Annotated in this window: 24 protein-coding genes and 1 riboswitch; of the genes, 8 read left to right on the top strand and 16 right to left on the bottom strand. The window is 56.4% G+C overall.

Features of this window, described 5'->3' with window-relative positions:
* Nucleotides 1-173 precede the first annotated feature (173 nt).
* Genes OUO13_RS05620 through OUO13_RS05605 form a run of 4 tightly spaced genes read right to left on the bottom strand, consistent with a single transcriptional unit; the run spans nt 174 to nt 3,176 of the window.
* A complete protein-coding gene (locus OUO13_RS05620) occupies nt 174-920 on the bottom strand; it encodes an S-methyl-5'-thioinosine phosphorylase (protein WP_283172872.1) in 747 nt (248 codons plus the stop codon).
* Nucleotides 921-955: 35 nt separating this feature from the next.
* The gene (nagZ, locus tag OUO13_RS05615; RefSeq protein ID WP_283172871.1) at nt 956-1,993 is read right to left on the bottom strand and encodes a beta-N-acetylhexosaminidase; all 1,038 of its coding nucleotides are present in this window, start codon (nt 1,991-1,993) and stop codon (nt 956-958) included.
* Complete coding sequence (locus OUO13_RS05610; protein WP_283172870.1) at nt 1,978-2,502, bottom strand: L,D-transpeptidase; 525 nt, start codon at nt 2,500-2,502, stop codon at nt 1,978-1,980. Before OUO13_RS05610 ends, nagZ begins: the two co-directional genes overlap by 16 nt.
* 26 nt (nt 2,503-2,528) lie before the next feature.
* Nucleotides 2,529-3,176 carry a TetR/AcrR family transcriptional regulator gene (locus tag OUO13_RS05605; RefSeq protein WP_283172869.1) on the bottom strand — a complete coding sequence of 216 codons (648 nt, stop codon included), beginning with the start codon at nt 3,174-3,176 and terminating at the stop codon, nt 2,529-2,531.
* 279 nt (nt 3,177-3,455) lie between these two features.
* Between OUO13_RS05605 and lexA the strand changes: the two genes are divergently transcribed.
* Both lexA and OUO13_RS05595 read left to right on the top strand, forming a co-directional pair.
* Nucleotides 3,456-4,064 carry a transcriptional repressor LexA gene (lexA, locus tag OUO13_RS05600; RefSeq protein ID WP_346429336.1) on the top strand — a complete coding sequence of 203 codons (609 nt, stop codon included), beginning with the start codon at nt 3,456-3,458 and terminating at the stop codon, nt 4,062-4,064.
* 31 nt (nt 4,065-4,095) lie between these two features.
* On the top strand, nt 4,096-4,557 hold the full coding sequence (locus OUO13_RS05595; protein ID WP_283172868.1) for a cell division inhibitor SulA: 462 nt from the start codon (nt 4,096-4,098) through the stop codon (nt 4,555-4,557).
* A gap of 275 nt (nt 4,558-4,832) precedes the next feature.
* On the opposite strand, the gene OUO13_RS05590 is transcribed toward OUO13_RS05595, so the two are convergent.
* The 11 genes from OUO13_RS05590 to OUO13_RS05540 form a co-directional block, all read right to left on the bottom strand.
* Nucleotides 4,833-5,084 carry a hypothetical protein gene (locus OUO13_RS05590; RefSeq protein WP_283172867.1) on the bottom strand — a complete coding sequence of 84 codons (252 nt, stop codon included), beginning with the start codon at nt 5,082-5,084 and terminating at the stop codon, nt 4,833-4,835.
* Between the two features lie 141 nt (nt 5,085-5,225).
* Nucleotides 5,226-5,702: a DUF6586 family protein gene (locus OUO13_RS05585; RefSeq protein ID WP_283172866.1), complete on the bottom strand. Its 477-nt coding sequence runs from the start codon at nt 5,700-5,702 to the stop codon at nt 5,226-5,228.
* Between the two features lie 8 nt (nt 5,703-5,710).
* Nucleotides 5,711-6,289 (bottom strand): YfaZ family outer membrane protein, encoded by a 579-nt coding sequence (locus tag OUO13_RS05580; RefSeq protein ID WP_283172865.1) that lies wholly within the window; start codon nt 6,287-6,289, stop codon nt 5,711-5,713.
* Between the two features lie 164 nt (nt 6,290-6,453).
* A complete protein-coding gene (htpG, locus tag OUO13_RS05575; protein ID WP_283172864.1) occupies nt 6,454-8,349 on the bottom strand; it encodes a molecular chaperone HtpG in 1,896 nt (631 codons plus the stop codon).
* Nucleotides 8,350-8,500: 151 nt separating this feature from the next.
* A complete protein-coding gene (locus OUO13_RS05570) occupies nt 8,501-10,069 on the bottom strand; it encodes a thiamine phosphate synthase (RefSeq protein ID WP_283172863.1) in 1,569 nt (522 codons plus the stop codon).
* Nucleotides 10,066-10,908, bottom strand: coding sequence for a thiazole synthase (locus OUO13_RS05565; protein WP_346429335.1), 843 nt, complete (start codon nt 10,906-10,908; stop codon nt 10,066-10,068). Before OUO13_RS05565 ends, OUO13_RS05570 begins: the two co-directional genes overlap by 4 nt.
* 5 nt (nt 10,909-10,913) lie before the next feature.
* Nucleotides 10,914-11,144: a sulfur carrier protein ThiS gene (gene thiS, locus OUO13_RS05560; protein WP_283172862.1), complete on the bottom strand. Its 231-nt coding sequence runs from the start codon at nt 11,142-11,144 to the stop codon at nt 10,914-10,916.
* Entirely contained in the window at nt 11,141-12,217 is a 1,077-nt protein-coding gene (locus OUO13_RS05555; protein WP_283172861.1) for an FAD-dependent oxidoreductase, read from the bottom strand. Before OUO13_RS05555 ends, thiS begins: the two co-directional genes overlap by 4 nt.
* Nucleotides 12,210-14,114 (bottom strand): phosphomethylpyrimidine synthase ThiC, encoded by a 1,905-nt coding sequence (gene thiC, locus OUO13_RS05550; RefSeq protein WP_283172860.1) that lies wholly within the window; start codon nt 14,112-14,114, stop codon nt 12,210-12,212. Before thiC ends, OUO13_RS05555 begins: the two co-directional genes overlap by 8 nt.
* Nucleotides 14,115-14,224: 110 nt before the next feature.
* Nucleotides 14,225-14,329, bottom strand: a riboswitch (TPP riboswitch).
* 19 nt (nt 14,330-14,348) lie between these two features.
* Nucleotides 14,349-14,828 (bottom strand): PaaI family thioesterase, encoded by a 480-nt coding sequence (locus OUO13_RS05545; protein WP_283172859.1) that lies wholly within the window; start codon nt 14,826-14,828, stop codon nt 14,349-14,351.
* Nucleotides 14,825-15,334, bottom strand: coding sequence for a PaaI family thioesterase (locus OUO13_RS05540; protein WP_283172858.1), 510 nt, complete (start codon nt 15,332-15,334; stop codon nt 14,825-14,827). The genes OUO13_RS05545 and OUO13_RS05540 overlap by 4 nt, the downstream gene beginning before the upstream one ends.
* Before the next feature lie 169 nt (nt 15,335-15,503).
* Between OUO13_RS05540 and OUO13_RS05535 the strand changes: the two genes are divergently transcribed.
* The 3 genes from OUO13_RS05535 to OUO13_RS05525 are packed head-to-tail and all read left to right on the top strand — an operon-like array spanning nt 15,504 to nt 17,547.
* On the top strand, nt 15,504-15,878 hold the full coding sequence (locus tag OUO13_RS05535; RefSeq protein WP_283172857.1) for a response regulator: 375 nt from the start codon (nt 15,504-15,506) through the stop codon (nt 15,876-15,878).
* Nucleotide 15,879: 1 nt separating this feature from the next.
* Complete coding sequence (locus tag OUO13_RS05530) at nt 15,880-16,500, top strand: histidine kinase (RefSeq protein ID WP_283172856.1); 621 nt, start codon at nt 15,880-15,882, stop codon at nt 16,498-16,500.
* Nucleotides 16,501-16,509: 9 nt separating this feature from the next.
* On the top strand, nt 16,510-17,547 hold the full coding sequence (locus OUO13_RS05525; protein ID WP_283172855.1) for a PAS domain-containing protein: 1,038 nt from the start codon (nt 16,510-16,512) through the stop codon (nt 17,545-17,547).
* Nucleotides 17,548-17,567: 20 nt separating this feature from the next.
* On the opposite strand, the gene OUO13_RS05520 is transcribed toward OUO13_RS05525, so the two are convergent.
* Entirely contained in the window at nt 17,568-18,407 is an 840-nt protein-coding gene (locus OUO13_RS05520) for a prephenate dehydratase (RefSeq protein ID WP_283172854.1), read from the bottom strand.
* 306 nt (nt 18,408-18,713) lie between these two features.
* Here OUO13_RS05520 and OUO13_RS05515 point away from each other — a divergent pair, with 306 nt between their 5' ends.
* From OUO13_RS05515 to OUO13_RS05505, 3 genes are read left to right on the top strand one after another with little or no spacing between them, the layout of a single operon-like run.
* Complete coding sequence (locus OUO13_RS05515; RefSeq protein ID WP_283172853.1) at nt 18,714-19,637, top strand: hypothetical protein; 924 nt, start codon at nt 18,714-18,716, stop codon at nt 19,635-19,637.
* 23 nt (nt 19,638-19,660) lie between these two features.
* Nucleotides 19,661-20,485: an HAD-IIB family hydrolase gene (locus OUO13_RS05510; protein ID WP_283172852.1), complete on the top strand. Its 825-nt coding sequence runs from the start codon at nt 19,661-19,663 to the stop codon at nt 20,483-20,485.
* A 33-nt stretch (nt 20,486-20,518) separates the two neighbouring features.
* Nucleotides 20,519-21,742, top strand: coding sequence for a glycosyltransferase family protein (locus tag OUO13_RS05505; RefSeq protein ID WP_283172851.1), 1,224 nt, complete (start codon nt 20,519-20,521; stop codon nt 21,740-21,742).
* Nucleotides 21,743-21,755 lie beyond the last annotated feature (13 nt).

The following is a 21,755-nucleotide window of genomic DNA, read 5'->3' as shown; positions in this document are numbered from 1 at the left end:
AAAGCAGGGGGAGGCCCGCCCGGCCGGGGGACAAGGTCCCCAAAGAGGGCAAACTGCTGTGCCAATTAACAAGCCGTGCAGCCATCCGACACGAGAACAAGACGAAACAGTGCCAATCAGAAAAGCCCGCCATTTGGCGGGCTTTTCTGTTATGCAACCAGCCTCACGGCGTATCAGTTGCTGCGGTTCACCAACACCCGCGCCAGCATATCCCGCACCTTGTCCATACCCTGATCCAGCACCGCGCGAATATCATCCATGGTAATCAGGCTGTCGCTACGACCCGCCGCCGGGTTGACCACCAGTGCCAGACTGGCATAAGGAATACCCAGCTCACGCGCCAGCGCTGCTTCCGGCATGCTGGTCATACCTACCAGATCACAACCGATACGCTCCAGATAATTAATCTCCGCCGCCGTTTCCAGACGCGGGCCCTGAGTCACGGCCACCACAGCACGATCATGGACAGCAAAGCCGCAATCGCGTCCGGCTTTTAACAGCTGCTGACGCAATCCGGCATCAAACGGCTCGGTGAAATCAATGTGATCCAACGGCAGGTAGTCACCATCAAAAAAGGTGTTATCCCGACCATGGGTCAGGTCAACAATCTGATCGGGCACCACCAGCGCCCCCGCCCCCATCAATGGATGAATACCGCCGACGGCGTTCACCGCCAGAATGGCATCCGCCCCCAACTCCTTGAGGGCCAGCAAGTTAGCGCGATAATTTACCCGGTGCGGCGGCACCGCGTGAGGATGCCCGTGACGGGCCAGAAACAACACCTCACAACCTTCCCAACGGCCTTCCTGAATGGCTCCGGATGGTTTGCCCAGTGGCGTTTCCAGCCAATGTTCCTGAATGACCTCCGGGCCACTCAGACGGGTTAATCCGGTTCCACCAATGATGGCGATACGTTGCATCAGAATTCCTCTATCAAACTTCTATTCAGGGCCAATCAGCCCAGCAAACCGGCAGCACTCAGCTCAGAGCGAACACTCTGCAGCTGGCTGGCATCAACAGCCGTATGATTACGCCACGCCGACAAATCCAGTAATGGTCGGCCATTTTGCAATTGCTGCGCAGTCGCCGCCAGCACCGCCATTGCACCCTGCGGACGGTTACACACCACCAGCGCATTACAACCAGCCGCCATGGCCTGCTCAGCGCGTTCAGCATAACCACCGGCAGCCGCCGCGCCTTCCATACTCAGATCGTCACTGAAAATCACACCACCGAATCCCAGCTGGCTGCGCAGAAAATCGAGCCAGCGCGACGAAAAACCAGCCGTTCGCAGCGGGTCCAGCGCCGGATACAACACATGTGACGGCATGATGCCACCCAACTTGCCGTGGCTGATCAGGTGCACAAACGGACGCATGTCGTAACGCAGTTGTTCAAGCGAACGCGCATCCACCGGCAGCTCATGATGAGAGTCCGCTTCCACCGCACCATGGCCAGGAAAATGTTTCCCCACCGCAGCCATACCCGCGTCCGCCATACCATCAATAAAAGCACCCGCCAGCAGGGTCACCCGTGCCGGGTCCATTGCAAATGCACGATTGCCAATCACTTTGGACAACCCGCGTTCAACATCCAGAACCGGAGCAAAACTGACATCCACACCACACTGCTGCAACTCGCTGGCCATCAGCCAGCCCAGCTGGCGGGCATGCGCCAATGTAGCCGTCGGGTTTTGATCGTAAGCATGGCCAAGGGTCAGCATAGTCGGCAGACGACTGAACCCTTCGCGGAAACGCTGAACCCGGCCACCTTCCTGATCCACAAAAAACGGCAGATCCGCACGAATTGCCCGCACTGACGCCACCAGCTCGCAAAGCTGGCTTGGGGATTCATAGTTGCGGGCAAACAGGATCAGTCCTGACAACGCCGGAGCAGACAGAATCTGGCGATCGGTATCGGACAAAACCGTACCTTCAAGATCGGCGATTACGCCCACCGCGCCGATATTGGCCAGAGTCAGAGATTGCGACATGGAATCCTCGAAAAACTGTGTTGCTGAATCCAGACACGGGCACCAGCGGGCACCCGTTCGAACAGGGTCAGCAGGTCCTCATTACGCATCCGGATACAACCATGAGACGCCGGAACCCCCATAGGCTCAGTATCCGGGGTGCCGTGGATATAGATATAACGACGCATACTGTCGAGATTGCCGAGGCGATTACGCCCGACTTCCATGCCTTGCAGCCACAGAATGCGGGTCAGGATCCAGTCGCGGGTCGGAAAATCACGGGCCAGCTGCTCGCTGTAGACCTCACCGGTTGGACGACGGCCAACCAGCACGGAATTAACCGGTAACCCATCACCAATGCGAGCGGCTACCCGATGCCAACCACGCGGAGTACAACCACTGCCCTCACGCTCTCCAGGACCATTGGCAGCCGTAGACACCGGAAACAGGAAACAGGCATCTGCCGTACTCAGACGCAGCTGCTGGTCGTCGAGCGACACCTCAACCAGAGGCAAAACAGACTCATCCATGTGCAAATAAACCCACTCTCAGGGAATCAGGAATCGGCCTGATGCGGCGCGGCAAAACCGGCCGACAGGAAAGGAACCAGACGAGACATAACACCGGCGGTGTCGGTGGTCTGGCCGAGATCATGTTCGGCCATGGCGGTCAGGGATTCAACACCCGACAAGGTAAACACCGTTGCACCCAGCATAAAGTGAATTCGCCAGAAGCGTTCTTCGGCGGTCAGTTCCGGAGATGCCAATGTCACCAGATTCATGTACTGGCCAAACAGGGTTCCGTATTCCTGACGCAGGAAACGGCGCAGGTGTCCCTGGCTCTGAGCGTATGCCAACCCCAGCAAACGCATAAATATACCAATACGACGCGGATTACCCTTACCCGCTTTCAACGCGGTAGCGGCCAACAATTCCAGCAGTTCAGGCAATTGCGGAGTACGTTCCTGCAAGCCCTCTTCATAGGCTTTCAGGACTTGCTCCAGGTCCACGCAGAATGGCGTCAGGAAACGGGCAAACACCGCCTGAATCAGTTCTTTCTTGGAGCCAAAGTGATAATTGACCGCCGCCAGGTTAACACCGGCACGGGTGGTAATGTTACGCAGCGAGGTTTCTGCGAAACCGCGTTCGGAGAACAACTCCTCCGCTGCATTGAGAATACTTTTCGCCGTATCTTTCTGAGCCATATCCCGGACCTGCCGATTGTTTGTTTCAAACATACGTTTCAAACCAGTTACTGGCAAGTAATTGTCAGGCAAGTCATTCATTTAAAAGCAAATATCCTCATCCCGGTGACAGCTGCCAAACACGGAGCTGAACACCTGCGTACGAATCCGGGCAATGCGACAGAATACGACGCAATTGCCCAACGCCCTACGACCAGCACCAACCACTGAGGGTTTACACAGTGTTTTTTACTGTATATATTTACACATACTGTACAGATAAACAGATCCGGATCCGACATGATCAAACTCACCGCACGGCAACAGGAAGTACTCGATTTCATTCGGAAAGCGCTGGAAGCCACCGGTTTTCCACCAACCCGAGCAGAAATTGCAAGGGAACTGGGCTTTCGTTCGCCCAACGCCGCTGAAGAGCATCTGAAAGCACTGGCCCGTAAAGGAGCCATTGAAATGATGCCAGGTGCGTCGCGGGGTATTCGAATTATTGGTGCAGAACCGCCGACTGCGGGCCTGCCGATTATTGGACGGGTAGCCGCTGGCTCACCGATTCTGGCTCAGGAGCATATTGAAGACTATTGCGACCTGCCAGCCAGTTTCTTCAAACCAGCTGCTCACTACCTGCTGGAAGTACACGGCGACAGTATGAAAAACATCGGCATTCTCGATGGCGACTACATTGCTGTACACAAAACCAGCGAAGCTCGTAATGGCCAGATCGTGGTCGCTCGGGTTGAAAACGAAGTGACGGTAAAACGTCTTGAGAAACACAAGAACCGCGTGCTGCTGCACGCCGAAAACGAAGCCTACGTCCCGATTGAAATCGACCTGCGAGAACAGGAGTTCAATGTTGAAGGGCTTTATGTAGGTGTGGTTCGTCGCCAACACTAACCGGCCCGGCCGCGGGCTTGCGAGGGTAAACATGCGCCAGTTCAGTTTGTCCGTGAATCAACAACCCGCCCTGACTCTCAGCAGCCAGCAAACGCTGCCAGGCCGTCATGGTGTCACCCCGTCTGCGAGTGGCAGTCTTACCGAAATCATCATCAGCGAGGCCGGAGCCATCCAGCCATTACATCTGTTACCGCTACTGGCCGAATGCAATCGCCAGCAGCGCTGGCTGATGTGGCTGAGCCCTGAACGCCCAATGAACAAACAATGGCTAACCAGCATGAACATGCAGGAAGTGCCGGTATTACACGTTGAACTGTGCAACTTGCGGCAGCTGGAGCTGTGCAAGAAGGTTCTGGGCAGCGGTAACAGCCACGTCATCATTGAATGGCAAGGTCGTATCAACAACAGCGAACGCCAGCAAATTCGTCAGGCGGCGTTGTCCAGTAACAGCCATGTAGTCCTGGTGCGCCAGGACCCAGGTTTTGACGCCTGACTTTCACTGCGCAAACAGGACATCTTTATCCACATTTTCTGTGGATAACTGACTGCATAACCTTCTGGCACGCTGATTGCCACTGATCTGGCTTAATTTAGCCAAAAAACGATCAGTTGTGCCCTCCTCGATCCCGACATGATCCAGACATGATTATTTGCTGCTGGCTCTACCACACCATGCCACCAGATACCCGCTAACGCATGTTCAAACGGCGAACAGCAGCCAAAAAAAACGGGCCATCAGGCCCGTTTTTTAAAATTCTTGTCGAACGATCAATGCAACCAGCGAGTGTGCTCTGGCGCTTCAAAGTCCTCATCGTCCACTTCCATACCCGACAGCTCACCGACCTTACGCACACCAGCTTCCAGCATGACACGGGCAACATCCATATGGTGGGCACTCAGGCTGGCTTTGGCATCGTCAGAGAAATGAATGCGCACGAGCGCGTCTCCGTCCTGTTCATCTGCACGACGCAGGGCGACATCACCATTGGACAGTTCTACGATTTCGAAAAAGCGTGCCATATAGAGTCTCGGGGAAAAGGGGCCGCGAGTGTACCACAAGCTGTGGCACGGGTCTCAACCTATTCGTTAAGCTGAACGGTATCCGTCTGTAACGGAATAGCACGACCCTGACCTGTTCGGTAGCACCAGGGTCGTAATAAGTCAGCTTTCCTGACGATTCTGGCGCTGGGCGTCAATCAGCCCGGAAAGCTTTTGCCACCAGCCTGACAGGTCGTCCGGTGCATCATCGGCACTGGCGACCGCAATCAGGTTAACGGCATGCTGGCCAGGCACTTCCTTGACGGTAGATGCCTGCTCTGGCCAACCAATGCGATTGGCCGCGCTCTGGAACGCGTTAAACCAGGAAAACGCATCCGCCTGCAGATTCTGCCACTCACGCATCTCACCGGTTACCAGACTGGTGGCTGCCACCAGCTCGTCCAGACTGCCAACTTCGAATTTCAGGCGAGTGGCTGCTCCCATCTCGTTCAGATACGAACGCCAGGCGAACTGCATGTGCAACAGCGCACTGTCGCGCAGGGCACTGGCCAGCACTGGTGCATCACAGGACGACGCCTGCCCAAGCAACAGGCGGGCCTGATAGAGTTTTTGATTGGTAAAACCGATCCAGATCGTCACAGCAGACCTCAGAAGTCCATAGTCAGACCGACGTGCCAGCCTTCGCCCAGACGGTAGTCATGACGCACGCCTTCGAGGTTAATGCTGTTGTAGCGGTAACCACCGTAAATACGTGCAGCCGGGATCAGGTTGTACTGCAGACGCCAGTCAGTGTTGATGAAGTTGTCCGCATCACCAAAAGAAGTTACTGGTGGCGCGTAGTAAGCATAGGCAGCCACACTCACGTCTGGCTGCACACGGAAGCTGTAACGGAAGAAACCGCCCAGACCCAGCGCAGAACCGGAGAACGGATCACCGTTCACATCCTCAAAGTTGCCAGTATCGAACGCAAACAGTTTGGCACCGACACCGATAAACAGGTTGGTGTTACGGTTACGAACGTCAACTGCATGCAGACCAGCGCCCACGATGTTGCCTTCGTGAGTGTGGTGCAGACCAGACAGGTTAACGTGCATACCGGTACGGGTCGCAGTTGCATCGTAAGCCAGACGCAGTGCTTCATCAGCCACGCTGATGTCCACCGCACCACCGGCATTGGCAGCAGAAGCAGCCGCCAGCATTACGCCAGCAACAACAGATCCTTTCATAACATCCCCCAAAAACAGAAAGATTAAACGGTTATGACGGCTTGTCCCGTTACAACCATTGACGCGCCGCATAATAACAGCGCTCCGGGTACGGTGGAACGCCGGCAACTACCGTAAGTTCCCCCGCAGCCGGAGCGCAGTTCAGAAACGTGGAGCGTTTTTGATTATTTCATCAGGTCCAGCAACAGCTTGTTCAGACGCGCCACATACTCGGCCGGTTTCTTCAGCTGACTGCCTTCTGCCAGCAGTGCCTGAGCGTAAATCAGCTCAGCCAACTCGGAGAAACGGTCTTCGTCCTGCTCCTGATCCAGACGGGCAATCAGCGGGTGAGTTGGATTGATTTCCATGGTCACTTCCGCTTCCGGCATTTTCTGGCCAGCCGCTTCCAGCAGACGACGCATATGGCCGCCCATATCAAACTGTCCCACCACCATACAGGCTGGAGAGTCCGTCAGACGGGAGCTGACGCGAACGGTGTTCACTTCAACCAGAACGTTTTGCATACGCTCAACCAGTTGTTTGTGAGTCTCTTCCAGTTCTTTCTGCTGGGCTTTTTCGGCCTCATCCGCCAGGTCGTCCAGATCCAGTTCACCTTTGGTGATGTCCTGGAAGTGTTTGCCTTTGAACTCGCTCAGGTGACCCACCATCCACTCGTCCACACGGTCGGTCAGCAGCAGTACTTCAACGCCTTTCTTGTTGAAGTATTCAATGTGCGGACTACCGGAAGCGGCGGCGTGGCTATCGGCGGTAATGTAATAGATCTTTTTCTGGCCTTCGCGCATGCGAGCCACGTAATCGTCGAGACTGACGATCTGTTTCTCGCCTTCGCTCTTGCTGGTTGCAAAACGGAACAGCGCGGCGATCTTTTCCTTGTTGGCGAAATCTTCCGCCGGGCCTTCTTTCATGACTTCACCGAACTCTTCCCAGAAGGACTGGTACTTGTCGGAGTCGTCACGAGCCAGCTTTTCAAGGCTGTCGAGCACACGTTTCACCAGCGCGCTGCGCAGGGTTTCAACCTGCTTGTCTTGCTGCAGGATTTCACGGGATACGTTCAGGGACAGATCGTTGGAATCCAGCACACCTTTTACGAAGCGCAGGTACAGCGGCAGGAACTGCTCAGCGTCGTCCATGATGAACACACGCTGCACGTACAGCTTCAGGCCACGACTCTTGTCGCGATTCCAGAGGTCAAACGGGGCCTTGGCCGGGATATACAGCAGGCTGGTGTAATCCAGTTTGCCTTCCACACGGTTGTGCATCCACAGCAGCGGATCAGTCCAGTCGTGGGAAATGTGCTTGTAGAATTCCTGGTAGTCTTCGTCTTTCAATTCGGACTTGGAACGGGTCCACAGAGCCTTGGCCTGGTTAACTGCCTCTGGCATCTGTTTGGTTTCGCCGTCTTCACCTTCACCGGCTTCCTGCGGCAGGAATACCGGAATAGCAATGTGATCAGAATATTTCTTGATCAGCGAGCGCAAGCGCCAGCTGTCAGCAAACTCGGACTCTTCGGCTTTCAGATGCAGGGTGATACGAGTACCACGGTCGGCCTTGTCGATCGACTCGATGGAGAACTCACCTTCACCGGCAGATTCCCAACGCACACCGGTGTCGGCTGCTTCGCCGGCACGACGGGTTTCAACGGTAACCTTGTCGGCCACGATAAACGCAGAATAGAAACCCACACCAAACTGACCAATCAGCTGGGAGTCTTTTTTCTGGTCGCCACTCAGCTTGCTGAGGAACTCGGCAGTACCGGATTTGGCAATGGTACCCAGGTGATTGATCACGTCGTCGCGATTCATACCGATACCATTGTCTTCAATGGTGATGGTACGGGCGTCGGCATCAAAATCGATGTGAACGGCAAGCTCGCTCTGGCCTTCGAACAGGGCATCGTTCTGCAGCGCTTCAAAGCGCAGCTTGTCACAAGCGTCTGAGGCGTTGGAAATCAGTTCGCGCAGAAAAATTTCCTTGTTGGAATACAAGGAATGAATCATCAGATGCAGCAACTGCTTTACTTCGGTTTTAAAACCAAGCGTCTCTTTGCTGGCCACGGTCATGAGAGTCTCCTGTCAATCACTTCGCATACAGATACGTTCAGCTGCGGGCAACATGCCCAGCAGCGATGTTTCTATAGGTGGGGGCCTCAAAATCAATTTCAAGGCCCCCATGATCAACAGCGTCAGCCAAAAGCCGTTAATAACCAGCGTGTTACAGGTACTGGCGCAAAATCGCCAAACGCTCCGGCAATTCCGCATCGTTACGCAGCTCGGTCACAATGGCGGCCGAACCAATACCGGTCGACATCACATCGCCTATATTATCGGCCGTGATACCACCGATGGTGGTGTGCGGATAATCCGGATTGGCGGCCACCCAGCGCCCTACCCGTTCGATGCCCAGCGGTGGGTATTTGAGCTTCTTCGACAGCGGCGGGTAAATCGGCCCGAACGCTATATAAGAAGGACGAACCGCACGGGCACGCAAGATTTCCCACTCGGTATGGGTACTGACCCCCAGCGCAATCCCCGCCTCGGCCAGTGCATACAAATCCGCCGTGGCCAGATCTTCCTGCCCCAGATGCACACCCCAGGCTCCCAACTCCAGCGCCAGTTGCCAGTAGTCGTTGATGTAGAGCGGCACTCCCGCCTGTTCACACATCCGAATGGCTTCGGCGGTCTGCTCACGGAAATCACCGGTCGGTGTTTTGACCCGCCACTGCAGGGTGTCCACACCCAGTTCCAGCAGGCGTTGCAGCCATTCCAGATTATCCACCAGCCCATACAAGCCCAGCGGACGATCCAGTTTTGGAAACTGCAGCGGCATGCGAATCAGGTCGTCAACCGCTTCCGCTGCACCAGCCTCTACGTCTGATACCGACTGACATGGCACAACCTGCAACTGCAGATCCAGCTCCGGCCAACTGGATTGCTCCAGTGTGGCAAAACAATTGTGATAACCGGACGCTCGTTCAGTCGCGTGTGCCAGACTGGCACGGGCGACCCGGATCGCAGTAATCACCGCATCGTAAAGACGCTCACCGCGCGCCAGTGCCGACGCCAGCCCGGCGGCCAGATGGCAACCGGTGCCGTGGGCAGACAGAGGCAAACGCGGATGACTGATCACAAAACGGTCAACGGCCAATTCTTCCGGATTCTGGTTATTGGCCGCTACCCGCTGGGCAAACCAGTCGTAAATCCGGTCATCTTCGGCCAGCGCATCTCCACCTGTGAGCAAGACCGAGCGGACGCCCAGCTCCAGCAGCGCATCCAGCGCCTGGGTCTGGCTGGCGGAATTATCCAGCCCCGCCAGCAAACGGGCTTCAGCCTGATTGGGAGTCAAAACATCAATGTGTGGCAGCAGTCGACGCAGCTGCTGCAAACCGGCATCACCACCACACCCACTGCCCAGCTCCCCCGAACCGCTGTTCACGCGGGTAGCGCCCAATACCGGGTCCCATACCACCTGGGCCTGGCACTCCTGCAGACGCACCAGCAACCAGTCGATAAACGCTGGCTCGGCAGGCAACCAGCCCAGACGGATCACCGCTGGCCAACCATCGGCCGCCAGTGCTTGCCATTGTTGCTCGATCAATGGCAGATCCAGCGTCTGGCTGTGTGCCACACCACGGCTGTTCTGGCTGGTAATGGCAATCACCACACAACCACACTGCACACCGAGACTATGAGCGACCGCCAGATCAGCCTGCATCCCCGCGCCCGACGAAGTGTCGGACGCCGTAATGGTCCAGAGTTGCGGACGAACTACCGCCTCAGTCATGCCGTTTCTCCAGAGGCGTCAAACTGATGCCAGAATGGCAATCCTGGTACCGGCGTCGAGGGTGATGCCTGCTCACGCTCCGCCATCATGCCCGCCAGCCAGGCCAGACGACCGGCGTTCACAGCAGAGGAAAACGCCGTTGCCATGGCAACCGGATCATCCGCCTTGGCCACCGCGGTATTCAGCAACACAGCATCAAAGCCCATTTCCATCGCCTGCATGGCCTGCGACGGACGCCCGATACCGGCGTCAATCACCATGACCGCCTGCGGCAAACGCTGACGCAGGGTTTTCAGGCCCTGAATGTTCTGCAAACCACGACCGGTGCCAATCGGCGCGCCCCACGGCATCACCGCCGGACAACCGGCTTCCAGCAATTTTTCACACAACACCAGATCTTCGGTGCAGTACGGCAACACCTTGAAGCCCTGACTGACCAGCTCGCGGGCGGCTTCCAGCAGCTCAAACGGATGTGGCTGCAAACTGTAGTCATCACCGATAACTTCCAGCTTGATCCAGCTGGTATCAAACAGTTCGCGGGTCATATTGGCCATCAGAATGGCTTCACGGGCACTGTGGCACCCGGCGGTATTCGGCAGCAACAACGAGCCACTTTTGTGCAGCCAGTCTTCAATGAATTCCCAATGGCCGTTGTCCTGGGACTGGCGCGCGGTCTGGCGGCGGGCCGAAGCGGTCACAAAGCCTGGCCACGCCGCCTGCAACGACTGCCGCATGATCTCCGGTGACGGGTACAGAGAAGTCCCCAGCCACAGGCGCGAGGGAATACGCTCTCCGGCAATGACCAGAGCATCATTTCGATAAACATCCGACATCATCATTCGAGCTAACCTCCGGTTACGGCTCCAACCACATCGATACGGTCATTGCTGCTGACGGCTTCATTGGCCCAAAGGGCCTGCGGCACCAGCTGTTCATTGCGGGCAACAATAATACGGGCGCGCGGGACAACACCGGCCTGCAGATACCCTTCCGCTTCCAGCACGGTACGTACACTGGCGCCATCATTCAGATCCAACTGGCGCTGTTCGCCATTAATCCAGCACACCAGACTCATACCCGACCTCCGGCCAGCTGCAGGCCCAGATCACATTCGGTCTGGATGCGCGCCAGCATGGCCGGTGCCAGCAGATAACCGTGACGGAACAGGCCATTCACCTGCAAACGATTGGCATCACGCTGGATCACCGGCAAATGGCCAAACAAGGCCGGACGCAGATTGGCCGACATCTCCAGCACCCGTGCCTCGGCCAGTGCCGGGCACAGCGCATACAGGGCACTGAGCATTTCCAGCGCCGAACGCACACTCACCGGTGAGCGATCGTCACTTTCGATTTCAGTCGCACCAAGGATGTAACGACCCTGGGTTTTCGGCACCAGATACAGGTGATAACGCGGATGCAGCAACCGCACCGGACGACTGATGTGCACATCGGCCGCCTCGATCCAGATCACCTCGCCACGCACACCACGCAGCTCCGGTAACCACGGACGCGCACCGGTGCCACAGCTGTCGATCCAGAGTCCGGCGTCGCGAACCTGACCATCCACCAGCACCCGCTCGCCTTCAAATTGCACGCTGGACTGGTAATGAATCTGGCCACCGCGCTCAAGAATGGCGCGCTGCAGTAACGCCAGCATCGGCCTGTTCTCGATATGCGCCTCATGTTCCATGAAGTATCCCTCACGGAAACGGCTCGACAGCTGTGGCTCCAGTTCGTCGATGGCGGCGCGGTCCACATGATGCACGCCGGTGGCGGCACTCTGGCCGTGGCGTTGCATATACCGACCGAAGTCCTGCAACTCGGCCTGATCAGCCGGGTGGGCCACAATCAGGCTGCCCTTGCGCCCCATCGGAATACGTTCACCGGTATCGGCAAACAGGTCATCCAGCAGTTGCGGCCACAGCTGCAGCGACTGTTTACCCCAGTCGAACAGGGCCGGATCACACACCGGCAGCTCACTCCAGGGCGCCACCATGGCAGCAGCGGTGTAACCCGCTGCTGCCGGTGCATCCGCCGGGCTCGCCTCAAATAACTCAACGCGATATCCCTGTCGGGCCAGACGCCAGCCCAGAAGGCTGCCCATCAGGCCCGCACCGGCTATCGCCACATCGGGGCGATCAGACATCCGCAGACTCCTCGCGCGCCGCATCCGCTGCGACCTCGCCGGTAGCGGCTGGCTGGTAAATCTCGCTGCCCAGTTCGCGGAACTGTTCCGCCTTGTTTTTCATGCCTTCTTCAGCGGCCGCGTAATCACGCACTTCCTGGGAAATCTTCATGGAGCAGAATTTTGGTCCACACATGGAGCAGAAATGCGCCACCTTGTGGCCTTCTTTTGGCAGGGTCTCATCGTGATAGGCACGAGCGGTTTCCGGGTCCAGCGCCAGGTTGAACTGGTCCTGCCAGCGGAATTCAAAACGCGCCTTGGACATGGCGTCATCGTGCAGCTGGGCACCCGGATGGCCTTTGGCCAGATCCGCCGCGTGGGCAGCAATACGGTAAGCAATCAGACCCTGTTTCACGTCTTCCTTGTTCGGCAGACCGAGGTGCTCTTTAGGTGTGACATAGCAGAGCATGGCGCAACCGTACCAGCCGATCAGCGCCGCACCGATACCGGAAGTGAAGTGGTCATAACCCGGAGCAATGTCGGTCGTCAGCGGGCCAAGCGTGTAGAACGGCGCTTCATGGCAGTGCTTCAGCTGCTCTTCCATGTTTTCGCGAATCATGTGCATTGGCACGTGGCCCGGGCCTTCGATAAAGGTCTGTACGTCGTGTTTCCAGGCAATCGTGGTCAGCTCACCCAGCGTACGCAGTTCGGCAAACTGGGCTTCGTCATTGGCATCGGCCACAGAACCCGGACGCAGGCCATCACCCAGCGAGAAGGTGACGTCGTAGGCCTTCATGATTTCGCAGATTTCTTCGAAATGGGTGTAGAGGAAGTTTTCCTTGTGATGCGCCAGACACCACTTGGCCATGATGGAACCACCACGGCTGACAATACCGGTCAGACGTTTGGCCGTCAGCGGGATATGCGCCAGACGCACACCGGCGTGAATAGTGAAGTAATCCACGCCCTGCTCCGCCTGTTCGATCAGGGTATCGCGGAACAGCTCCCAGCTCAGGTCTTCCGCCACGCCACCACACTTTTCCAGCGCCTGATACAGCGGCACAGTACCAATTGGCACCGGCGAGTTACGCAGAATCCACTCGCGGGTTTCGTGAATGTTCTGGCCAGTGGACAGGTCCATCACGGTATCCGCGCCCCAGTGGGTCGCCCACACCAGTTTTTCCACTTCTTCGGCGATCGACGAGGTGACCGCAGAGTTACCAATATTGGCGTTAACCTTGGTGCGGAAGTTACGGCCGATGATCATGGGTTCGGCTTCCGGGTGGTTGATGTTGCACGGAATCACCGCACGACCACGCGCCACTTCGGAACGCACAAATTCCGGGGTAATGATTTGTGGAATGCTGGCACCCCAGCTCTGGCCCGGATGCTGGGTCGCCGTTGCCATCGCCAGAGTCTGCTCACACAGGCCGAGGTTTTCACGAATGGCGATGTATTCCATCTCCGGGGTGATAATACCTTTACGGGCGTAGTGCAGCTGGGTGACGTTCTGGCCAGCGCGGGCACGACGCGGAGCACGGCGGTGTTTCATGCGCCACTCTTCAAAACGCAGGTCGGCTTCACGGGCACGGCTGTAGGCAGAACCGGATTCCGCCAGCACTTCGGTATCAGCACGACCGGCAATCCAGCCGTCACGCAGGGCAGGCAGACCCACAGTCAGATCTGGCTGATATGACGGGTCGGAATACAGACCGGACATGTCGTAAACCCGTACCGGTGCGTTGGCTTCTTCGGTGCCATCCGGCATCCGGGTTGGGGTCAGGCTGATTTCCCGCATCCCGACGCGGACATCCGGAAATTCACCTTCGATGTAAAGCTTGCGCGAAGCCGGATAGGCCAGCGGCGCCAGCGTGGCGTGATCCAGTGGAGATGGAGTGGTGTTATTGGACTTGCCCATGCGCGATTCCTCTTTTGCAAAGTGGGATCAGGCAGGCAGCATCAAGAAAGAAAAGATCAGGTGAGAGTCACCGGATGGACCAGCCGCAAGGGATTACACCTGGGGTGTGAGCAACTGGCTTTTCTGTTCCCTACGCTGGCACTAACCAGATCAGGTTCAACGGGACCCGCGATTGCGATCTCAGCCTCTTGAATGAGGCACCCCGACAGAATGAGCGCGAAGATTAAACCGGATTTACGCCGACGGCAATTCGTCCGATTGCGCCACAGTAGGCGCTTTTAACAAAAAGTGAGCCCGTGCCGTGGCAATCGGATTGTCGCGACTGGATTGCCAGGCCGTTATGGCCACATTGGCGACCCGCGCGCCCTGACGCCAGACCTTACACTCGGCCCAGGTATCCCGATGGCGTCCGGCACGCAGATAATCCAATGAAAAATCGATCATTTTCGGCATCGACAGCGGCTCTGCCCGCAACAGCAATTGCAGCGATGCGGCCATTTCCATAAACCCGCCAATCACACCACCGTGCAGGGCTGGCAGCATGGGATTGCCAATATTGGCGGGGTTTTCCGGCAGCCGGAACAGCAGCTCATCACCGATGGTTTGCACTTCAATGCCAATCAGGGTGGCATACGGAATCGCCGCCACCAGCGCCTCAAATTCAGCATTCTGGCGAGCTGAACGGATCAACTGTTCAAATTCGGTGCTGCTCACGAATCACCTCCGGCAGATGTCTGGATACTGTTCTGTTCGGCCGTAGCGGGCCCATGACCATCCATAAACGCCCCGATGCGCATAAAGGTCGCATGACAGCGGGCAATCGGCTCATCGTCGCCTTCGCGGGTAACAAAGGCCTCCACAAACACCACCTGATTGGCGATGCGCACCACTCGCGCCCGCGCCAGCAGCGCGCGCTGGTCAACGGCAGATTTCATGTAATCAACCCGCAAATCCAGAGTTGGGCACAGCTCGAATCCCGGCAGTGAAATCACCACCGCAGTGCCACAGGCGGTATCCATCAGCGTGGTCAGACTGCCACCATGCACCGCACCGGTCGCAGGATTCCCGACAATGGCCGACTGCCAGGGCATGCGTAATACCAACCCGTGTTCGTCTACATCTTCAACAGTGAGCTGCAACACCCGGCAATGTGGCAGGGCCGAGACAAAACGACTGGCCCGCAGGAACTTCTCGTGCCGATATTCTGGTGAATCCGCCATAACTATTAACCAATAGGAAAAACAGAGGCTCTTTTTATACAAGAATAAAATCGCCACACAAAGGTCAGTTTGCGGTTTTTGTGTCAGAAATTAGTCGTGTGTATTTGCCGGTACAGCAATCAACAACTATTACTTAATCAACCTTTATCTGACGGACCCATTCAGGATTATGGCCATCAACGTACTGATCTGCGACGACTCCAGTTTCGCCCGCAAACAAATGGCGCGTGCAATTCCTCCGGAATGGGAGGTCACGGTGCACTTCGCCGGCGACGGTGTCGAAGGTGTGCAGGCAATCCGGGAAGGCAAAGGCGAGGTGGTTTTCCTCGATCTGACCATGCCCAATATGGACGGATACGGGGTGCTGGAAGCCATTCGCAAGGAAGACCTGCCAGCCATGGTGATTGTGGTATCCGGTGATATCCAGCCAGACGCCCAGCAGCGTGTGATGGCACTGGGGGCAATGGCGTTTATCAAGAAACCGATCGACGCCGACAAGGCCCGCGCGGTTCTTACTGACTACGGCATCATGGTACGAGCCTGATATGAATACAGCATCCCCCACCGTCACCCTGAGCGATGATCAGCGCGACTGTTATCAGGAGCTGACCAACGTTGCCATGGGCCAGGCGGCTGATCGTCTGGCACGTTTGCTGGGCGAATACGTCGTTCTGCCGATCCCACGAGTCAACCTGATTGAAAGCAGCGACCTGCGCATGGCTCTCGAAGGTTATGGTGAAGACAGCTCGGTATCCGCCGTGTGTCAGGGCTTTATTGGCTCAGGCATTGCCGGTGAAGCCTTGCTGGTCTTCAACGACACCAGTTTCAAGGACCTGGCGCGCCTGACCCGGCGCGAACAGGACCTCACCCACAACGGCCAGCTGGAGCTGCTGATGGATGTCAGCTCCCTGCTGATCGGTGCCTGCATTCAGGGCATCGGTGAGCAGCTGGAAGTTCACTTTAACCAGGGCCACCCGGTCGTGCTGGGTCAGCACTGCAATGTCCGGGATATTCTCAAGGCCGGTAACGAACTCTGGACCAAAACCCTGGCGATCGAGATTCACTACACCATGGAATCGGTTAACGTCGACTGCGACCTGCTGTTGCTGTTTACCGAAGATTCGGTGTTACGTCTCAACCAGAAAATCGACTACCTGCTGGATTAAGGTAACTCCATGAGCAATCAGGGCAACATTGAACTGGGCGACATCCATTGGCTGATGGACATCCTGCAAAATATTGATGTGGGACTGGTCGTTATGGACAGCGAATACCGGATCCAGCTCTGGAACGGTTTTATGGAAAGTCACAGCGGCCTCAGCCCACAAGTGGCCAAAGGTGAAAACCTGTTCAAACTGTTTCCGGATATTCCGGAAACCTGGTTTCGCGAAAAATGCCAACCGGTGTTCCAGTTGAAAACCCGTACGTTCACAATCTGGGAACAGCGCCCTTACCTGTTCCATTTCAAGAACTACCGGCCCATCACTGGCCGTGCGACCTTCATGTACCAGAACACCGCGATTATTCCGCTGGAGTCCATTTCGCGCAGCATCGACCATATCTGCGTGATTATTTACGACGTGACCGATATTGCCATCAACCGCCGAGACCACGAATTACAGTTGGCAGCGATCCAGCCAGGACGGGACACACCATCGTGCAGTGCCAGTATTATTGCACCAGCCATCCCCGCCGCTTCCGCCCTTGAGGTGACAAACAAACCAGAGCCAGCAGCACCAGACATAACAGCTCACCAGATCAAACCACAAGCCACCGAAACCATTGAATCGGCCGTCATAGTTCGGGATCGTCACAGCTGGGATGACACACTCAATCGTCAGCTGGCCCGTTGTGCACGATCAGAACAACCGGGATGTCTGGTCTGCCTGCAGATTGACAACAACAGTAGTCACTATGACGAAAGCCTGCTAGCGCTATTTAACCGTAGCCTGCGACAGTCCGACACCGCCTATCACTGCGATGATCTGTTATTCGCCCTGCTGGATAACAGTGACGCCGGAGATGCCCGCTTTTTTGCCGAACGGGTACGCAAGGCCATCAAACGTCTGGGCGACCACTACAGCGTCAGTATTGGCATTGCACCCTACATTGATGAATTCGAAAGTGGCGAAGACTGGCAGCTGGCGGCCGAAGAGGCTCTGTTACAGGCACGTCATCAGGGGCTGGATTGCAACCAGGTGTTTGAGCCCTGAGCGGGCTCAAACACCACCGCTTACAGGCGGGAGCGATAATCGTGGGCCGGGTAACAACCCAGAATACGAATGTCGCGCGCGAAGTGAGCCAATTCTTCCATGGCGTACAACATACGAGGGTCTTGCGGATGTGCCGCAATATCAACATGGAACACACTGGCTTCCATGCTTGAACCATCCATATAACTTTCCAGTTTCAGCAGGTTGATTCCGTTGGTGGCAAAGCCACCCAGCGCCTTGTACAGCGCCGCTGGAATGTTGCGTACGGTAAACAGCAGACTGGTCACATACGACAACTCCGGATCGCGCTGCTGATGCATCAGCTCACGAGCAAACACCAGGAAACGCGTGGTATTCCCCATTACATCCTGAAAGTTCTCATGCACCACATCCAGCCCGTACAAACGTGCCGCCAGCGCTGACGCAATGGCACCGCGATGACGATTGTTGCTGACCGACAACTGCCGCGCTTCTTCGGCGGTATCCATGGTCGCCAGTGGTTTCATGCCCAGATTGACAATTCGCTGATGACACTGCGCCAATGCTTGCGGATGGGATGCCACTTCTTCGATGTCGGTCAACTTGACGCCCGGCAGTGCCAACAGACAATGGTTCACCGGCTCAAAATGCTCGCCAATCACAAACAGGCGTGTGCGAGGAATAATCCGGTAAATTTCCTCAACTCGACCTGCAGTAGAGTTCTCCAGCGGAATCATGGCACGTGCAGCCTGACCATTACTAACCATCTCCAGAGCGCTCTGAAAGTCTTCACAAGGCACCGCCTCCCAGTCCGGAAAGACCTGACTACAGGCCAGATGCGAATACGCACCGGCGGAACCCTGATACGCAACCCTGCTCACAATGACGTCTCCCAATCAATTTAAAACGGACGACCATGTGCCGACACTGGCACACACAAATGCTCGAATTTGCACCAAAATCTGGCAACAATCCCCAAATGGGCGCACTCTAACCGAGGTTACAAATGCGCTACAAGGACCACCTTAGTATCGCCAACCATGCCCCCGGACATACTGATATGTCTCATTCTGTGGCATTTTGGCGGATGGATTGTAGCCGATATACCTATTTATCTGGCACGCATAGTGCTTTATAACCCTTGAAGCAATGAAATTGTCATGAACTCGACAAACCGGAGGCTTCCCATGTCGTCCCTGTGGCCCGCAACCCGCGAACAGGATCAACGCCTGCTGAAAACACTGCTGTCCAACCGTTCAGCATTGCGTGATATGCCAGAAAACTGGATGAAACAGTGGGAAACCGTCTGGGCCCCGGTCGCTACCTGGGTGGCAGAGCAGAAGCGTGAAATCGGCGGCGTACCAGTGATTGGCATCCAGGGTGGTCAAGGCTCCGGCAAGTCCACGCTCAGCCGCGCCTTGTGCAGTTTGTACCGGGAAGCGCTGGGCTGGAACGTAGTCAGTGTATCCATAGATGACCTCTACCTGACCCATGCCGAACGTCAGCGACTGGGCCAAGAAACCCATCCGCTGCTGGTCACGCGCGGCGTGCCAGGCACTCATGATTATGAATTGGGCAAACAGGTCTTTGCTGACCTGAAAGCTCTCGAACCCGGTGCTATCCTCAAGTTACCCGCTTTTGACAAGGCCTCGGATGACCGTTTACCCGAGCAGGATTGGCACAAGGTGTTTGGTCCAATCGACCTGATTCTGTTTGAAGGCTGGTGTGTGGGTTGCCAACCCGTATCCGCGGAAGAACTGGCAACTCCTTTTAACGAACTGGAACGTCTGGAAGACACCGATGGCCGCTGGCGCCACCGCGCCAACGACATGCTGGCCGGTCCTTACCGGGACTGGTTTGCCATGATTGACCGACTGGTCACCATGCGCGTACCCGGAATGCAGGCAGTACTGAACTGGCGCAGCCAGCAAGAGGTCGAAAATAACAGGAACCGGCGCGGTGCCACGACCCGCAGCATGGATGCCAACGCTCTGGCGAGATTTATCCAGCACTACGAGCGGCTAACCTGCAACGCCCTGCGGGACCTGAAAGAGCATGCTGATCTGGTACTGGATCTGAACAGCCTTCACCTGGTGAAGCGCATTGAATGAATTGCAACCGTCTGGAGAGAACCATGTCGACCCAGCCACGCATCATCAACACCGTACCAACCCCCCGCCTGGTCGTGATTACCGACCTCGACGGCACCTTGCTGGATCATCATGACTACTCGGCGCGCCCTGCGCGCCAGGCCTTGCAGCGGCTGCGGGAAACCGGCATCCCAGTCATTTTTAATACCAGCAAAACCTGCGACGAAGTCATCAAGCTGCGTCACGACCTCGACAATACCGATCCCTTCGTCTGCGAAAACGGCAGCGTGATCTACATTCCGAAAGCCGATGGCCAGGGCTACAACAGCGAAGTGCTGGGCATCAGTTACGTCGAAATCCTCAAGGCCCTGCACATTCTTCGCAAACGCGGCTTCCGCTTTCGGGGCTTTAACGACATGCCCACCAGCGAAGTCGCTGCCCTTACCGGCCTCGATGAAGACAACGCCTGGCTGGCAAAAAAACGTGCCGCCACCGAGCCCATGCTGTGGACCGACAGCGTTAACAACATCGAGGACTTCCGCACCCAGCTGGCAGAATTCCGCCTGACCCTGACCAAAGGAGGTCGCTTCTATCACGTGATGGGAGACACTAACAAGGCCAGCGGCCTTGAGTTCTTCCGTCAGTATTACCAGCACCTGTGGCAAGACCGTCCATTGATGGCTGCTCTGGGTGATGGTGAAAACGACCGCAGCATGCTTGATGCAGCGGACTTCCCGATTGTGATCCCAGGCCAATCCGGCACTCTGGAACTGCAACGTCCCGACGTTGTAGTCGCCAAATCCAAAGGCCCCGCTGGCTGGAACAGCGCCATTCTGGAGTTGCTGAAGCAGTTATCGACGGGATCATGATCCAGTCGCCGACCAGACGAAAGGAGACATGTCATGGCTGACTTTTATCAGAACGGGGTGGTCACCACCCTGCACAACCTGACAGACCGATCACTGGAGGAAATGGAAAAGGAGCTGCTGAGTTTTTCTCGCGTCCGCCCGATGGCACTGGTACTGCCATCCCTCTACTCCGAGCTCCAGGGCCCAGCCCTGGAGAACATCATCAACGAAGTGGCCAAAGTGCCATACCTGAATGAAATTGTGATCGGCCTTGATCAGGCCGATGAGCGCCAGTTCAAACATGCCCGGCATGTGTTCGGGCATTTACCCCAACATCACCGCATTCTCTGGAATGATGGCCCGCGCCTGCGCAAGATTGATGCGTTACTGGAAGAACAAGGGCTTGCCCCCAAGGAAATGGGCAAAGGCCGTAACGTCTGGTATTGCTACGGTTATGTGCTGGCGTCCGCCCGCGCCAAAGCCGTCGCCCTGCACGATTGCGACATCGTTACCTACGACCGCAGCCTGCTGGCACGCCTGATCTATCCGGTGGCCAACCCGGCTTTCAGTTATCAGTTTGCCAAGGGCTATTACGCCCGTATTGCTGACAGCAAACTGAATGGGCGCGTCAGTCGTCTGCTGGTAACGCCTCTGATCCGCGCACTGAAAAAAGTCCACGGCCAGCTCGATTATCTGGATTACCTCGACAGCTTCCGTTATCCGCTGTCGGGTGAATTCTCGATGCGGGTCGATGTGTTGAATGACTTGCGGATCCCCAGCGACTGGGGTCTTGAAGTGGGCGTGTTGTCGGAGATGCACCGCAACTACAGCACCCGTCGTTTATGCCAGGTCGATATTTGCGATAACTACGACCACAAACACCAGCCACTTTCCGCCGAAGATGCTGCGGCTGGCCTGTCAAAAATGAGCATTGATATCTGCAAAGCCATTTTCCGCAAGCTGGCGACCCAGGGCGAGGTGTTCAGCAATGAAAAATTCCGCACGATCAAGGCTACCTATTTCCGGGTTGCCCTCGATTTTATTGAAACCTATTACAACGACGCCCGCATAAACGGTCTCAGTCTGGATCGCCACAAGGAGGAACAGGCGGTGGAACTGTTCGCCGAGAACATCATGAGGGCTGGTGAAAGCTTCCTCGACAATCCGATGGAAACACCGTTTATCCCGAGCTGGAACCGGGTGATTTCGGCCATTCCGGATATTCTGGATCGCATTTACGAAGCCGTCGAAGCGGATAACCGCGAAGCGGGTGTATAACCTGGCCCCAACC

The organism is Parathalassolituus penaei (assembly GCF_026626885.1).
In the GTDB taxonomy this organism is placed as follows: domain Bacteria; phylum Pseudomonadota; class Gammaproteobacteria; order Pseudomonadales; family Oceanobacteraceae; genus Oceanobacter; species Oceanobacter penaei.
Note: the sequence above shows the minus strand (reverse complement) of the source record. Positions and strands in the feature narration are given on the sequence as shown.

What these genes read in the sequence shown, in the direction of transcription:
- OUO13_RS05510 (WP_283172852.1), top strand. Translation starts at nt 19,661, where the DNA reads ATGTCGACCCAGCCACGCATCATCAACACCGTACCAACCCCCCGCCTG.
- OUO13_RS05525 (WP_283172855.1), top strand. Translation starts at nt 16,510, where the DNA reads ATGAGCAATCAGGGCAACATTGAACTGGGCGACATCCATTGGCTGATG.
- OUO13_RS05580 (WP_283172865.1), bottom strand. Translation starts at nt 6,289, where the DNA reads ATGAAAGGATCTGTTGTTGCTGGCGTAATGCTGGCGGCTGCTTCTGCT.
- OUO13_RS05570 (WP_283172863.1), bottom strand. Translation starts at nt 10,069, where the DNA reads ATGACTGAGGCGGTAGTTCGTCCGCAACTCTGGACCATTACGGCGTCC.
- OUO13_RS05555 (WP_283172861.1), bottom strand. Translation starts at nt 12,217, where the DNA reads ATGTCTGATCGCCCCGATGTGGCGATAGCCGGTGCGGGCCTGATGGGC.
- OUO13_RS05590 (WP_283172867.1), bottom strand. Translation starts at nt 5,084, where the DNA reads ATGGCACGCTTTTTCGAAATCGTAGAACTGTCCAATGGTGATGTCGCC.
- OUO13_RS05535 (WP_283172857.1), top strand. Translation starts at nt 15,504, where the DNA reads ATGGCCATCAACGTACTGATCTGCGACGACTCCAGTTTCGCCCGCAAA.
- nagZ (WP_283172871.1), bottom strand. Translation starts at nt 1,993, where the DNA reads ATGTCGCAATCTCTGACTCTGGCCAATATCGGCGCGGTGGGCGTAATC.
- thiS (WP_283172862.1), bottom strand. Translation starts at nt 11,144, where the DNA reads ATGAGTCTGGTGTGCTGGATTAATGGCGAACAGCGCCAGTTGGATCTG.
- OUO13_RS05505 (WP_283172851.1), top strand. Translation starts at nt 20,519, where the DNA reads ATGGCTGACTTTTATCAGAACGGGGTGGTCACCACCCTGCACAACCTG.
- lexA (WP_346429336.1), top strand. Translation starts at nt 3,456, where the DNA reads ATGATCAAACTCACCGCACGGCAACAGGAAGTACTCGATTTCATTCGG.
- OUO13_RS05530 (WP_283172856.1), top strand. Translation starts at nt 15,880, where the DNA reads ATGAATACAGCATCCCCCACCGTCACCCTGAGCGATGATCAGCGCGAC.
- OUO13_RS05565 (WP_346429335.1), bottom strand. Translation starts at nt 10,908, where the DNA reads ATGATGATGTCGGATGTTTATCGAAATGATGCTCTGGTCATTGCCGGA.
- thiC (WP_283172860.1), bottom strand. Translation starts at nt 14,114, where the DNA reads ATGGGCAAGTCCAATAACACCACTCCATCTCCACTGGATCACGCCACG.
- htpG (WP_283172864.1), bottom strand. Translation starts at nt 8,349, where the DNA reads ATGACCGTGGCCAGCAAAGAGACGCTTGGTTTTAAAACCGAAGTAAAG.
- OUO13_RS05540 (WP_283172858.1), bottom strand. Translation starts at nt 15,334, where the DNA reads ATGGCGGATTCACCAGAATATCGGCACGAGAAGTTCCTGCGGGCCAGT.
- OUO13_RS05515 (WP_283172853.1), top strand. Translation starts at nt 18,714, where the DNA reads ATGTCGTCCCTGTGGCCCGCAACCCGCGAACAGGATCAACGCCTGCTG.
- OUO13_RS05605 (WP_283172869.1), bottom strand. Translation starts at nt 3,176, where the DNA reads ATGGCTCAGAAAGATACGGCGAAAAGTATTCTCAATGCAGCGGAGGAG.
- OUO13_RS05595 (WP_283172868.1), top strand. Translation starts at nt 4,096, where the DNA reads ATGCGCCAGTTCAGTTTGTCCGTGAATCAACAACCCGCCCTGACTCTC.
- OUO13_RS05620 (WP_283172872.1), bottom strand. Translation starts at nt 920, where the DNA reads ATGCAACGTATCGCCATCATTGGTGGAACCGGATTAACCCGTCTGAGT.
- OUO13_RS05610 (WP_283172870.1), bottom strand. Translation starts at nt 2,502, where the DNA reads ATGGATGAGTCTGTTTTGCCTCTGGTTGAGGTGTCGCTCGACGACCAG.